The 14,564-nt window shown below is 41.1% G+C and carries 13 protein-coding genes and 1 pseudogene; 11 read left to right on the top strand and 3 right to left on the bottom strand.

Annotated elements, in window-relative coordinates; genetic code table 11:
* Together GNF10_RS00615 and GNF10_RS00610 are read left to right on the top strand one after the other, a co-directional pair.
* Nucleotides 1-663: sensor histidine kinase KdpD (locus GNF10_RS00615; RefSeq protein ID WP_260446270.1), on the top strand; the 663-nt coding region annotated here is incomplete at its 5' end.
* Nucleotides 664-697: 34 nt separating this feature from the next.
* Nucleotides 698-2,491 (top strand): ATP-binding protein, encoded by a 1,794-nt coding sequence (locus tag GNF10_RS00610; protein WP_260445829.1) that lies wholly within the window; start codon nt 698-700, stop codon nt 2,489-2,491.
* Between the two features lie 237 nt (nt 2,492-2,728).
* On the opposite strand, the gene GNF10_RS00605 is transcribed toward GNF10_RS00610, so the two are convergent.
* Nucleotides 2,729-6,253 (bottom strand): NB-ARC domain-containing protein, encoded by a 3,525-nt coding sequence (locus tag GNF10_RS00605; protein ID WP_185585684.1) that lies wholly within the window; start codon nt 6,251-6,253, stop codon nt 2,729-2,731.
* Between the two features lie 227 nt (nt 6,254-6,480).
* On the opposite strand from GNF10_RS00605, the gene GNF10_RS00600 reads away from it, so the two are divergent.
* The 5 genes from GNF10_RS00600 (at nt 6,481) to GNF10_RS00580 (ending at nt 9,350) form a co-directional block, all read left to right on the top strand.
* Nucleotides 6,481-7,353 (top strand): hypothetical protein, encoded by an 873-nt coding sequence (locus GNF10_RS00600; RefSeq protein WP_185585683.1) that lies wholly within the window; start codon nt 6,481-6,483, stop codon nt 7,351-7,353.
* Between the two features lie 25 nt (nt 7,354-7,378).
* Complete coding sequence (locus GNF10_RS00595; protein WP_185585682.1) at nt 7,379-7,759, top strand: hypothetical protein; 381 nt, start codon at nt 7,379-7,381, stop codon at nt 7,757-7,759.
* A gap of 133 nt (nt 7,760-7,892) precedes the next feature.
* Nucleotides 7,893-8,297, top strand: coding sequence for a hypothetical protein (locus tag GNF10_RS00590; protein ID WP_185585681.1), 405 nt, complete (start codon nt 7,893-7,895; stop codon nt 8,295-8,297).
* A 75-nt stretch (nt 8,298-8,372) separates the two neighbouring features.
* A complete protein-coding gene (locus GNF10_RS00585; RefSeq protein WP_185585680.1) occupies nt 8,373-8,753 on the top strand; it encodes a DUF1304 domain-containing protein in 381 nt (126 codons plus the stop codon).
* A gap of 93 nt (nt 8,754-8,846) precedes the next feature.
* Nucleotides 8,847-9,350, top strand: coding sequence for a hypothetical protein (locus tag GNF10_RS00580; protein WP_012412370.1), 504 nt, complete (start codon nt 8,847-8,849; stop codon nt 9,348-9,350).
* A gap of 28 nt (nt 9,351-9,378) precedes the next feature.
* Here GNF10_RS00580 and GNF10_RS00575 read toward each other — a convergent pair.
* Nucleotides 9,379-9,728, bottom strand: a pseudogene (locus tag GNF10_RS00575) (Uma2 family endonuclease).
* A gap of 116 nt (nt 9,729-9,844) precedes the next feature.
* Between GNF10_RS00575 and ureE the strand changes: the two are divergent.
* From ureE to ureG, 3 genes are all read left to right on the top strand, one after another.
* Nucleotides 9,845-10,291, top strand: coding sequence for an urease accessory protein UreE (ureE, locus tag GNF10_RS00570; protein ID WP_185586092.1), 447 nt, complete (start codon nt 9,845-9,847; stop codon nt 10,289-10,291).
* Nucleotides 10,266-10,958: an urease accessory protein UreF gene (locus GNF10_RS00565; RefSeq protein WP_185586091.1), complete on the top strand. Its 693-nt coding sequence runs from the start codon at nt 10,266-10,268 to the stop codon at nt 10,956-10,958. The genes ureE and GNF10_RS00565 overlap by 26 nt, the downstream gene beginning before the upstream one ends.
* Nucleotides 10,959-11,058: 100 nt before the next feature.
* The gene (gene ureG, locus GNF10_RS00560; protein WP_185586090.1) at nt 11,059-11,655 is read left to right on the top strand and encodes an urease accessory protein UreG; all 597 of its coding nucleotides are present in this window, start codon (nt 11,059-11,061) and stop codon (nt 11,653-11,655) included.
* Between the two features lie 63 nt (nt 11,656-11,718).
* Here the strand turns inward: ureG and GNF10_RS00555 are convergent, their stop codons facing one another.
* Complete coding sequence (locus GNF10_RS00555) at nt 11,719-13,605, bottom strand: ABC transporter ATP-binding protein (RefSeq protein ID WP_185586089.1); 1,887 nt, start codon at nt 13,603-13,605, stop codon at nt 11,719-11,721.
* 247 nt (nt 13,606-13,852) lie between these two features.
* On the opposite strand from GNF10_RS00555, the gene GNF10_RS00550 reads away from it, so the two are divergent.
* A complete protein-coding gene (locus tag GNF10_RS00550; protein ID WP_185586088.1) occupies nt 13,853-14,509 on the top strand; it encodes a nuclease-related domain-containing protein in 657 nt (218 codons plus the stop codon).
* Nucleotides 14,510-14,564 lie beyond the last annotated feature (55 nt).

Here is a 14,564-nt window from a genome sequence, read left to right as displayed (position 1 = left end):
GTGCAGGGGGAAAATCCCTCTCCTCTGCCCCCTGCACCCTGCCCCTCTGCCTCTTCTGCCCAATCCCCAATCCCAGTATCTCGCTCAATAATCGAGCGGATGATTCAAGGCAACGATCGCCAACTAGCGATGATTAACTCATTGCTAGAAATTAATTCCTGCGAACAACAGGGTATTGATATCAAACATGAACCTGTGCAACTTAGCACCGTGCTGGGAGGAACAGTTACCCACCTGGAACCTGTATTGACACAAAATCAAGCGACTCTGAAAAACTTGGTTCCCACAGATTTACCGTTAGTAATGGCAGATGGGACTCTGTTGCAGAAAGTTTTGGTAACTTTAATCACACATAGCTTGCAAAATAATCCACCAGGATTAAATTTTATTCTTAGTGCCAGCATTGAGGGGGGAATGATTCGCACTCAGATTCAAGATGATGGTGTAGTAATGAGTAAACTAGAGTGCGATCGCCTTTTCGATCTCCATGTCCGCGATCCTCAAGATTGTTGTTCTACCAGCATTGGCTTAAAAATGTATCTTTGTCGGAAAGTTATTAAAGCACATGGCGGTAAAATCGGTGTTATTAGTAACCGCAAGCGCGGGTTAACTTTCTGGTTTACATTACCTCTCTTCACTTCATCCGCAACAAATCGCCCATAAATCACCAAAAAATGAGAGGGTGTTATTTATAGCAATGTTGAGTAAAGGAAACACCCTCGACAGTATGGGCAAAGTTGCTTGGATGCTAATAGCTACTCCATTTACAACAGTGCAAAGCTGGTGGAGAAAAACCTTTTCTGCACCAACAACAGATGAAACTACTACTCTTTACAGAGCTTGGCGTAACCGTTTTTTGTGGCAGAGATTGCGTTTATGGTTATGGCTGGCGCTGATTTGTTTGTTGTCTTTTACTTTGCGAGACATTTACGGCTTTTTATTCTCTTTAAAAGAGTTGGAAAGTCTGCCAGAAATACTTAGAACTCAACGCCTTGTAATCAATATTGCAATGCTCCTGAGTATACTGATCTGCTTTGCCTTACATAAAACTAAATTAGGCCGCAATCGTCCAGATTTATTATTTTTGGGGTCTTCTTGGGCAATTAGTCTCGCATCACAGTTGTTTGCCACCCTGAGAGGCTTCGCACTACCCGATGCCATCGGTTGGTCACTGCTCTTCTTGAGCCAAGCTATATTAATGCCTGTCTGCTGGATTGTTCACTTGCTGTCTCAAGTGGGTGTGCTAGTTTACTATTTTGGTGTAAACACGGCACTTGGACTAAAAACACCAGTCCCTGAACACCCAGAAATATATAGTGTGACATTTCTTTTATATATTTTTTGGTTCTGTGCTATATGTGACATTGGTGTTTATCTATACGATCGCCTGCAACGCTCTGAATTTTACGCTCGTCAAGAACTGGAATCTGCATATCAAAAACTCAAGGTTGCAGAAACTAAATATCGCACCATTTTTGAAAACGCCGTTGAAGGAATTTTTCAAAGCAGTCCCGATGGACGTTACATTACGGCTAACCCTGCTTTAGCAAATATTTATGGCTACTCTTTAGCGGAAGAAGTGACAGCAAATTCCACTGATATTCAACAATTGTACGTTGATCCGAACCGCCGCGCCGAATTTGTGCGGCTGATGGAAAAGTATGGTAGCGTTTCCGAGTTTGAGTCTCAAATTTATCGCCGAGACGGGAGTATTGTCTGGATTTCAGAAAAAGCCTACGCAGTGCGTGACGAACAGGGAAAACTGCTTTACTACGAAGGTTTGATTGAAGACATTACCCAGCGCAAACAAACAGAAGAAGAACTACGAGTATTTTTCCATGCAGTTTCCCATGACTTACGTAACCCAGTACTGGGTACTTTAATGGTGCTGAGAAACTTGCTTGCACGTCCAGAGGAAAATATTTCGATTTCCCGCTCAATTTTAGAGCGGATGATTCAAAGTAGCGATCGCCAACTGAACTTAATTAATTCGTTGATGGAAGCTCATATCAGTGAGGTGCAAGGTGTTGTTTTGCAACGTCAGCCTGTACAATTATTGGCAGTTGTCGAAGCTGCGATCGCCGATTTGGAACCATTGCTAGAGCAAAATCAAGCCAAGCTGACTAATCTGGTATCCGCAGATTTGCCATTAGTGAATGCAGATCCCACGCAACTATGGCGAGTTTTTTCTAATTTGATTGTCAATGCTCTCAAACACAATCCTCCTGGATTGCTATTGACAATTAACGCTACCCGTGAAGGTGAGATGATTTATTGTACTGTTAATGATAACGGGGAAGGCATAAGTCAACAACAAAGCGATCGGCTTTTTGACCTTTACTTTCGGGGTGCAAATATCCGCAATTCTGTAAGTTTGGGATTGGGCTTATATTTATGTAAGCAAATCATCAATGCTCACGGTGGCCAAATAGGTGTTAACAGTGCATTGGATGCAGGTTCAACATTCTGGTTTACATTACCTATTAGCTGACTAGTGGTCTGTTAAACGAAGTTTGAAAGGAAAAGGAACGAACCACAGAGGCGCAGAGGGCACAGAGTCAGAGAACAAAGAGATGTTTAAGAAGTATTTCATGGAAGCTATCTCACTTTTGTAAATAAAAACACACCTCCGGGTTTCAAATTCTTTGAGTCCGCGTAGGCGGACTTCTCTGCGAGACGCTACGCGAACGTTTGTGTAGCCGCGATTTCTAATCGCCTGGTATATTTGCTAGGGAGCAGCGCCTAAAGCCTGTAAAGTTGCCAATTGAGCTTCTGTTAACCCTTGAATTTCTTCCAGCTTCATACCTTCATAAGGGCGAGGCGTTCTCCAAGTTTGCTCATATTTACCAGTTTGCAAATCCCAGACTTTGATGGTTTCGTCTAAGCTACCACTAAAAGCAGTTAATCTGGCAGAAGTTGCGTCTCCAATTGAGATAGAAGCTACTACTAAACTATAAACAAGCTCTGAGTGACCCACCAAAGTTTGATAACATTCTCCTGTAGAAATACGCCAAAGTTTCAGATTGCGATCAACACTACCGCTAACAATAAACTGAGCATCTGGACTAAACTGTGCCACCATAACGGGGTCTTGATGTCCTACAAAAGTTTGGAGACATTTTCCTGTGGAAACTAACCACAGTTTCAAAGTTCGGTCAAAACTTGTACTTAATAACCACTGACCGTTAGGGCTGAAGGTAACTGACCACACGCTGTTGGTGTGTCCTGTTAGAGTTTGGCGGCATTCTCCAGTGTCAATGTTCCACAACTTAATCATCCCATCAAATTCACTACTTGCAAGCAGTTGACCATCTGGACTAAAGGCGACTGAAACAACTGGACTATTATGTCCTTTGAAGGTTTTCAAGCATTGTCCTGTGCTAATATCCCAAAGTTTCACGGTTTGGTCATAGCTGCTACTGGCTAATTGTCTGCCATCTGGACTAAAAACGACTGTCCAAACCCAACTAGTGTGACCATGCAAGCTTTGTAGACAAGTTCCTAACTTCCAGTCCCATAATTTGATACTGTAGTCTGCACTGCCACTGGCAAGTAAAGGATGCTGGTTAGCGGGTTGAAATGCCACTGACCACACGCGGTTAGTATGTTCCCGTAATGTTTGGACTAGAGTACCGTTTTTGATATCCCAGAGCTTAATTGTTTGGTCTTCGTGTCCACTTGCCAGATAGTTGCCGTCTGGACTGGGAGCCAGGGATAATACGCTATTGGTATGTCCTTTGAGGGTTTTCGTACAGCGTCCTATTTGAAGATTCCATAATTTAGTGGCGTGGTCATCACCACCACTGACCAATTGTTGCTCGTTGGGATGATAAGCAACCGACCAAAGGCGGCTGCTATGACCAAGAAAGGTTTTTAGGCAATTCCCACTGACATCCCATAATTTAACTGTGCGGTCAAAACTGCTGCTAGCCAACTGCTGACCATTAGGACTAAATGCGATCGCAGTTACTGTCTGTCGATGTCCGCGTAGGGTTTGCAGACATTTTTGGCTTTTAACATCCCAGAGTTTGATAGTGTTGTCATAGCTGCCACTGGCGAGTAACTTACCATCTGGACTAAATGTTATTGAGCGTAACCAGGAATCGTGTCCTTGCCAAACACAAAAGCAATTTCCGGTAGCAACATCCCACAAGCGAATTGTATAATCTTCGCTACAACTGGCGAGAATTTTACCATTAGGGTGAAAAGCGATCGCCCAGACTCGACCTTCATGACCAACTAAAGTCTGAACTTCTGGCTTAAGCTTTTCTGGTGCAACCTCCCACAAACGAATAGTTAAATCTTGACCGCAACTTGCAACAATATTACCTTTAGGACTAAATGCAACGGCGTTAACTGAGTAAGTATGTCCTTGGTATGTGTGCAGACATTGCCCAGTTTCCACATCCCATAACTTCACTAGATAATCATCACTAGCGCTGGCCAGATACCGTCCATCTGGACTAAAAGCTACACTCCACGCCCAATGTTGATGTCCTCGACAACGCACTAGTTGTTTGACTGTGCTAACATCCCAAATTTGAATGTCGCCTTTGGTGTCGCTAGTAGCTAAATACTGTCCATCTGAACTAAAAGCAACACTGAGTACACCTCCAAAGGTTTCAGCAAAGACAGTTTCTTTAATTTTGACATGAGTAAAATTAGTGTTGTGTAATGTAGTGTTGGCTAAGTAAGCTTGGCGAATAGCCAGATGAGAAAAGTCAAAGCTATTCAGGTCGGTTTGCAAGTAAGAGAATAGATTCAGCAGATTGCCCCCTGCATAGCCTGTTTGCACTACTGTTTGATGTCGCAGTTGGACTAAAATCTTGCAAAGCTGCTCTTCAAGTTGGGCTTGTGTGTCGAAGTGGGTGAAAAGTCGCTCGACTAATGGATGCAGAATAAATTGAATTTGGGCTTCACGCACGTAGTCTTGAGTTTGAGCTTCAATTAAGGCGTGGTTTTTAAATAAGTTGAGTTCGCCTGTAATAATCTCCCGCTCAATAGTCTGGATAAATTGTTCTGTAACATATTCCATAATTACGGGTTGTTGCGTTAACCCTGTCGTTACTATTTCTACAAGTGAGCGTCCCTTGAGTGACTCCAAAGCTTCTAAGAGTTCTCGCCAAGGTACTTGTGGCAATATTTCTGTTTGTAACTTCGTTGGTGTTACTCCTTCTCGGTTAATCGCTAGCCAATACATAATCTGCTGTTGCAGAGGCGATAAACGCTCGAATTGTTGCTTTAATAAGTCCCACAAATCGCTAAAAAGGCTATTACCTTGTGTTAAAAATGCTTGTGTGTCACCACAAAATATATCTTGAATAGCGGTTGCGGCAATTTTGAGGGCGAGTGGATTACCACCAAAGTAATTAACCAAGGTTTGATGCTGAGGTGTTGTATCTAACCCTTTGGCAATAAGTATTTGCTGACCATCTATTACTGAGAGTCCTGATAGAGAGAGCGATCGCACAGGTAAATTTTTTCCTGACCGCACCGCAATTCCGCCCGGTTTTTCTCGTCCGGTGACAATCAAACAACTTTGGTGCAGTTCATCGCAGATCCGCTCAAATAGCTGTTGGTATCCTTCAAACCCTTGTTGGTACTGTCCACCCCGGTTTCCACTTTGTAAAATTGACTCGACGTTATCAAAAACCAATAAACAACGCTTTTGCTGCAACTGTTGCATCAAAATACTAATTGAACTATTGATTGTTGCCTCTGAACCCATCAAAATCGGCAAAATCTCGCCCAATAAAGTATTTAGTGGCAGTGCTTGCCGTAAACTACGCCAAATCACATATTCAAACTGAGACTGAATTTGCCCTGCAAGTTTCACCGAGAGAGTAGTTTTGCCAATCCCACCGAGTCCGAAAATTCCGACGAAACGACAATGTTCATTCCCAATCCATGTTGCTAAAGTTTGCAATTCTGCTTGACGACCGTAAAATCGAGAAACATCTATGGCTTCTCCCCAATCTTGTGTAGTGTTTTGGGATTGCTGATAGCGATGCAGAACCGCTTGGATATTTTTTTTAGTGACATCTTCACCAGTCACTTGGGAGAGCGATCGCCACAATTGCGAACCGACCTGTTTAATATAGTCGTTTTGATAACCTAGTTTCTCCGCAATAACCTCATAGGTTTGTCCTTTCCAAGTTTCCAGAAAGACCACAGATTTAACATCATTGAGCCTTTGCCCAAAGGTAGAGTGTAAAAGAGCATTGACTATTTTGAGTGCCTCTTCTGCCGTCATCGCTCAATAAGATCCACGTATCGTTTAAGTATTATTTAACTTGTCTGTTCTTGCTGGGAAGATTATGGCAAACTTTACAATTGTTTACACTAACTAGTCAACTTTTCTCACCGGCAGGGCGATCGGCTTTCAGGTTTGATTAAGTTAAGGCAAAGCACAACTTGCTAGCGTCTATTTCGAGTTCTCTCTTATCAAGCAGTTATGATTTATAGGATTTTTCAATAATTATGAAGAAAACACTTCATAAAACTGTATTTTTGTTTGTAATGATTGCTACGCTAACAACAGGATGTCGCTCAACTGATGAGTACAAAAAATTTGCAAATGCAGGAAGTGGGTATGCAAATGCTGTTGACAAACTACTTGATGCGGCTGGTGACATCCGCATTGATACTACTTCCGAGCAATTATTACGCAACGACCGAATTCTCAATCTCACAGTTGACGACTATAAAAAGCTCGCCGACCGTGATGATGAACGTCTAGAAGTTATCAGAAAATTACGCAAGCATAATAAATTATTAGGCAATTATTTTCAACTGCTGAACGAACTTGCTAGTTCTGATGCCCCCACACGCGCCCAAGGAGAAATTGCCGGAGTTGTAGATAATCTTAATACTATTGGGAAGGAACTCCAAAGAAGTGATTTGATTACCAATGCGGGACTTTTTCAAGGTATAGGTAACGTTGTAGTTTCATCACAAATTCGTGGTGCATTGCGTGACGAGCTAGAAAAACGCCATCGGACAATTTTGCTTGAACTGACAATTCAAAAAGAGATGTTAAAAGTTTTAGGTGATTCAATTGCCCAAGATGTCAAACTTATTCGGATAGCAAGAGAAGAACGTTTTGTTATCCGTCCATTGATTCAGGACACAACAATTTCCGAAGAAGATACATGGATTGAAACACGGCGAAATTTAGTAAAAATGGAAAAACGAGGACAAGAGCTTCAATTTGCTAGTCAAACATTGGGAAAATATCAAGAAGTTTTTCAAGCGTTTTATGAAGGGAAATTAACTTTAGCAAGAGTTAATAACTTTTTACAAGAAGTTGATGATTTCCTGCAAATCGTTGAAGCAGACAAAAAACAAAGTTAACTATTCATATAATAGGAGAGATATCATGACATACAGCCCTACAATTTTTACAAGTGACCAACTACCAGCAATGGATAGAGTTCGTGCACAATTTTTAGACCGACTCCGTGAATGCGAACTTGAACTCAATTCATCAAAGATACAAAATATCTTTGAAGCCGAAATAGACATTGCTAAAAAACGGAAATTTATTGACGATCGCACAGATTTATCTGTATTGCGTCTAAAACTAGAAAGTGTAGTCTTAGAAAAAGTTGCTGCCCGACTCAAGTGTTTTGAAGATGATCTTAATGAAGGAATAAATGACTTAAGAGAATCAATAAAGTCTGTGAACAAGACTGTAGATATTTTAACTACAATCAAAAATGTTACTGGCATAATTGCAAGAATCCTTGTAATCCTTTAATTATTTTTACCCCATATTTTATCGAGATAACATGGGGCAAATCTTGTCTTTGTAATTCATAAAACTCTATTCTCAATAGAGTCGCAAATCATCGAATTAACCCAAGTATTTTCATATATAGGAGAAGGCTGAAGTGCAAGATTTTCAAGACCAAAGAACAAAATTGCAGGATGACATTGAGAAACTAACTCACCATACTAGCAGACTCAGACGCATCAATGGAAGTTGGGATGCAAGTTTAACAATTACCACTATCATTCTCACTTTAATGATTACTATTTTGGCTTCTCTAAACCAAATAGATGAGCAAAATAAAAAAGTCACCACTAGTGTTTTAGGGGCAGTAATCATAACTATTCAAGCCATTGGTAATGCCTTTCCAGTCAAACAAAAAGCTGGGAGTTATCGCCTACTACAAGCCCAAGCTAGTAATTTACTGATAGATGCTCAATATGTAGAAAATATGGAAGAATTAAAAAATCTCTCATCTCAGTATAGTCATCTGAATATTGAATCTGCAAAAGTTGAAATTCAATAATTGTATTTTCAAGATAACAAGGTTTCATTTACTAGTATAGTGTGTTAAAAGTTAAATTCTAGGAGACCAGTAACCGTGGAAATATTTGTCAAGGTACTCATAGGCATTATTGCATTCATACATATCCTTTTTCTAGTTGTGCAGATGTTTTTCTGGAAGACAAAAGTTGTTCAAGAAAAAATAATGGAAAATTTCACACCAAAGCAAATTTCTGAAATTCTTGCTAAAAATCAAGGGTTGTATAATGGATTTCTTGCTGCTGGCTTAATCTGGGGATTGTTTATCTCACAAAAGGTTCCACAAGTGGAGCCTTCATCGATTGTGATTTTCTTTTTAATTTGTGTAGCGATCGCAGGTATTTTTGGTAGCATTACTTTGAAACGCCCAACAGCATTTTTAATCCAATCAATACCTGCAATATTGGCTTTATTCTTGCTGTGGTATCCTCATTTTTAAAATTTTATTACTAATATGGCTATTTTGTGTATGGTATGAGTTTAAATAATTATTTAAACTTCCTCAATCAAGAAAATAGATAGAAACTTCAAAATGGAACCATCATCCTCACTAAATGAAGCAATATTGCAACTTCTTGCTCGTGAAAACGACACATCTCCAACTGCTGGCGCATTCTCGTCGGTTTCAGGTGTCTTGGGTGGCTTCAGCATAACGCTTGTAGTACTAGCATTAACTCCTGGTACAATTGCAAGTAATAGTGGCAAAGACTGGATTGTTGCTTTAGTTCTTTTATCAGCAGGACTTTACATCTACTCATCCGGTATTTTCGCTAACTCGATTAGTTATAAAGATGAGAAGGTCAAACAGAAAGTTTTTAAATCTGCACTTGTGTTATTTCACTTATCCAATCTGCTTTTATCAGTAGGATTATTGCTTCTGACCTTTCAGTTTCCTCTTTTATATGCAGCAAGAATCGCTGCTATGATTATTGTATTTTTTGCATTTGTCGTTGCAGCTATCAACTTTTTCTGTAAACTTTCAGGTTCAATATCATCAATTTTGGAATCAATATTGGCATCTGTATCTAGCGGTTAGGTTTCCATAAATATTATCGAATTTGCTATTATTCAGGAAAAAATAAACTGATAGAACAACAAAATTTCGGTAAAAGTGGCGATGTGATTTTATCATCGCCTAACAAAGTAGCAACTAAAACCAACTGTGCTTTTTCCCGCCGATAAACTTCAACTTGTTTAGTAAAGCGATCGACAATCCAATACTCACGCACGCCTTGAACTGAATAAAGTTTCAGTTTTGCTTCCTTGTTTTGACACAAACTTATTGATGACGGCGGTGAGGAGTACGAGTCACAAAGAGTTCTCCATTAATAATTTCATAGCGCGTCCACTCATTTTCGGGTAGAACCTCTAAATCGTGAATTGTCCAGCGTACTCCCTCAACGGCTTGGTTCATGATTGTCCCCGTTTTGTTGCCTTTATTTGTTTAATTTTATCTTTCCTTTGGGCAAGGCAGTTATGGTATTTAAATTAGAACCATAATGAAAAGCAAAAGTTAAAGCAAAACTCTGTATGCTGACATTTACCAAACTTCAACCACCTAATCTTGATGTAGCAGTTACTTTTACTCTGGCGCTGACAGCAGAAGAACGTACCCGCAGCCGTCATCGCTTTGAAACTGAAGATGGTAAGGTTGTGTTTTTACATTTACCCAGAGGAACTGTTTTACACGATGGTGATATTCTGCTAGAACAAACCCATAACAGTTTAATCAGAATTATTGCCAAACCAGAACTAGTAGTGACTGCCTTTGCCCAAACATCACTTTTGTTATTACGGGCGGCATATCATTTAGGAAATCGCCATGTACCTGTAGAAATTACCCCAACTTATTTACGCTTGTCCTCAGATTCAGTCTTACGTGTGATGTTAGAACAACTGGGGTTAGAAGTTAAAGAGGAAATTTTACCGTTTCAACCAGAATTAGGAGCTTATGGACAACACCATCATGCTCACTGATAGCCATCTTTTGAGTATTTTGCAACTGGCTAGCCCCGCTTTGCCTGTGGGAGCATATAGTTATTCTGAAGGCTTAGAAATGCTGGTGGAAAATGGTACGATCGCTAACCACACACATCTCAAAGATTGGTTAAAAGCAGAGTTGCTCTACGGGGCAATTCGGTTAGAGGCGGCGGTGATGGTACGATCGCAACAAGCCGCAAAAATGAATGATTTAGAGTCACTATGCCGTTGGAATCTCTGGTTATCGGCTGCTAGAGAAACAGAAGAATTACGCGCCTCTAGTTGGCAGATGGGGCGATCGCTCATCCAATTACTTGGTAAACTAGAACCGCAGATTATACCTATTGCCAATGCTGTGGGTAATCCTTGCAATTATGCGATCGCTTTTGGTATTGCCGTTGCCCATTGGCAAATTAGCATCAAAGCCGCATTACTCGGATATCTGCATAGTTGGGCAAGTAATTTGATTACTGCGGGCGTGAAACTTATCCCCCTTGGACAAACAGCAGGACAGCAGTTATTGCTAGATTTGCAACCATTATTTAGCACTGCTGCGTTAGAAATTCTAGCCTTAGAGGATGATGAACTCGCTTGTTGTAGTTGGGGTTTGTCGCTAGCGAGTATGCAGCATGAAACACAGTATACAAGGTTGTTTAGGAGTTAGTCATGGAGAACTGGGAATTGGGAATTGGGAACTGGGAATTGGGAACTAGGCAAAAACTAAGGACTAATAACTATGTACCAATGACAAAGGACAAATGACAATGAATGCATTTCGAGTAGGGGTTGCTGGGCCAGTGGGTTCGGGGAAGACAGCTTTAGTAGATGCTTTGTGCAAGGGATTGCGTGAGCAATATCAGATTGCTGTGGTGACGAATGATATTTATACTCAGGAGGATGCTCAGTTTTTAGTGCGTTCTCAGGCGTTGGCTAGCGATCGCATTTTGGGTGTAGAGACTGGCGGTTGTCCTCACACTGCCATCCGTGAAGATGCTTCGATGAATTTGGCAGCAATTGAACAATTAGAAGAACGTTTTCTCGATTTAGATTTGGTATTTTTGGAAAGTGGTGGTGATAATTTAGCTGCTACCTTTAGTCCAGAATTGGTGGATTTAACGATTTACGTCATCGATGTTGCGGCTGGCGATAAAATTCCCCGCAAAGGCGGGCCGGGCATTACCAAGTCTGATTTGTTGGTGATTAACAAAACTGATTTAGCACCTTATGTTGGTGCAGATTTAAATGTGATGGAACGAGATGCTAAAAAAATGCGCGGCGATAAACCTTTTATTTTTACTAATTTAAAAAGTCATTCCGGACTTGCAGATGTAATTAACTTTGTTTGCACAAATATTTGTTGAAAACAAAATACGAAGCCCTATGTTCAGGTAGGGGCAATTCATGAATTGCCCCTACAATTTTAACTACAAAGCCCGTAGATGACGACTTCGAACCCGTTCAGCACTACCAGTAGGAATTGCAGCAATTAATTTTTGCGTGTATTCCTCTTTGGGTTCTAGGTAGATGCTTTCGGCTGTGCCTTCTTCAACAATTTGACCGCGATTCATGACTAAAATGCGATCGCTCATAAATTTCACCACACTTAAATCGTGAGAAATAAAGATATAAGTAAGCTGAAAATCTGACTGTAATTCTTTGAGAAGATTTAATACCTGCGCCTGTACGGAAACATCCAGCGCTGAAACTGATTCATCGCAGATGATAAACTTAGGATTCAATGCCAAAGAACGGGCTATGCAAATCCGTTGACGTTGACCACCAGAAAATTGATGAGGATAGCGGTTAATCGCATCAGCGCTCAACCCTACCCGTTCTAAGAGTTCGGCTACTCGCTGCCGTCGTTGTTGCTTTGTCTTACCAACGGCGTGAATTAACAAAGGTTCCATCACCGCATCCCCAATCTTCATCCGTGGATCGAGGGAACTAAAAGGATTTTGGAAGACTATTTGCATTTCCCGCCGCAATTTTTGCAACGGTTCTCCTTTGAGGCTAGTAATATCTTGTTTCTCAAAGATAATCTGACCACTCATCGGTTCAATTAAGCGCAGCAAGGTTCTACCAAGGGTGGTTTTACCACAACCAGATTCTCCCACCAAACCTAGTGTTTCTCCTGGCTTGACATCAAAGGAAACTCCATTGACCGCCATATTGTAGCGTTTTGTCCCACCAAATACCCCGCGCACTGGAAAACCAACTTTCAGGTTGCGGATTTGCAGCAGGGGTTCCAATTCACTGAAGTTTGCCAATCTTGCAGCAATCTCTTCGGTGGTAACTTCTATAGGTTGTGCGGGTTCTTTCGCCTGAATTACTACTTGTCCCGTTGCTGTCTCCTCTGCACTCATGTAGTCAGAAACGGTAAGTAATTTTTGAGGACGACGGTTGAGTGTGGGGCGACAAGCTATCAAACCTTTAGTATATGGATGCTTGGGACTGCTGAAAATTTGCTCCGCAGTACCAGATTCGACAACTTTGCCTTTATACATCACCGCTACTTGATCAGCAATTTCTGAAATTAGCCCCAAATCGTGGGTGATGAAAATCATTGCCATATCACGACTTTGCTGCAATTCTCGCAACAAGTCCAAAATCGTCGCTTGCACCGTCACATCCAAGGCTGTAGTTGGTTCATCAGCAATTAAGATTAATGGGTTGCAAGAAATTGCCATTGCAATCATCACCCGTTGCAACTGACCCCCAGAAAGTTCATGAGGGTAGCGTTTCAGCATGGCTTCTTTGAGTTCTTTAACCAACTGAGCCAACTTTGCTGGTTCTGGTTTCGGTGAATTGACGTTAGTTTGATGCCAAGTTTCGATATACTGTTGCTGGATTTCCTCATCGCTAGGTAGAAGTTTAACCTCTTGTAGACCTGCGATCGCAATTTGTCGTGCTTGGGCTGCTGACACCTTTTGATGCCGCATAATCGCTTCTGTTAGCTGAAACCCAATGTCATAAACCGGATTCAGCGAACTCATCGGTTCTTGAAAAATCATGGCGATGTCGCCACCCCGGTGTAACTGCATTTGCTCAGGAGGCAATTTTACCAAATCAATGGCGTTGGCATTCTCTTGAGGACGAAACCAGATTTCACCGCCAGTAACTATACCGGGACTTTGCAACAAACCCATCACAGCTAGGGCTGTCACTGATTTACCACTCCCCGATTCTCCTACTATTCCTAGAGTTTCACCTCGATGCAGCCCAAAGGAAATACCATCCAAAGCTCTGACAGTATTGCCATCACCGGGAAATTCAACTTGGAGATTGCGAACCTCTAGGACAGTTTCTCTCATAGGAGTTGGGTAGAAATATTAACTTAAAATTATTTGATTTTAACAATAGTTTTGATCTATTATGTCGGTAAATTTGGTTTTTAAGCTCTTTAGCAGTTTTTCCTCTACAACTGACATCATATACTTCCACAATATACACACATTTGCGATGTCCAACTGCTTGTGATTTCTGTAAATCGTCATCGGCTCATAGTATCCTCTGTTTTCACAGTTCCAGTCTTTACATAACAGCATTAACTACAGAAAATTGCCACCACGAACAAAACAGCCAGGAGAACAAATCCGTAAATTGCTTAAGGAGCGTCGCCAGTCTGCAATGCTGAGTTATGCTTTTGCAGTACTTGTTCTAATGGGAACACTACTGTTATTCAGTATCTTCAGAACTTCTTTTGTGGGGATGTTGCTCTCACTGGGTGCATTAGTAGGCTCATACTACCTGTTTCGGAATGGGCAACACTTAATGAAAAGAGCGGGTGATGCTCAACGTGGTGCTACAGCCGAAACTGAAGTAGCTAGATTATTGCGTCCTTTGGAACATCGAGGATGGCAAGTAGAATACAACCTCCGAATTAGGAGATGGGGAGATGCAGATGTGGTGCTGCATTCTCCTCAAAATAACTGGTACGTGGTCGATGTTAAGTCGCATAGCGGTACTAAAGTTTATGAAAGTGGTCGTCTGCGTAAACGCTACGGCAGAAATACCTTTGATTTTGACGAAGGTGATTTGATAGGCAAAGTTAAAGGCCAAGCGACAGAAGTAAAACACTTAAAAAGTGCGCGTTGGGTGACTGCACTGCTTTGTTTTACAAAAGGTAATGTCGATATTTCTAATAATGAGGTTGCTGGTGTTTATGTTGTAAATGCCAATAATTTAGTTAATACTTTGTTACATTTAGATAAATAACAGAATATTCTCTGTAAAATCACTTAAGCATCACTTATATACATGGAGTTAGATG

Origin of the sequence: Nostoc sp. UCD121 (assembly GCF_014222285.1) — a bacterium.
GTDB lineage: Bacteria > Cyanobacteriota > Cyanobacteriia > Cyanobacteriales > Nostocaceae > Nostoc.
The sequence above is the reverse complement of the archived record's forward strand: the minus strand, read 5'-3'. Positions and strand labels throughout refer to the sequence as shown.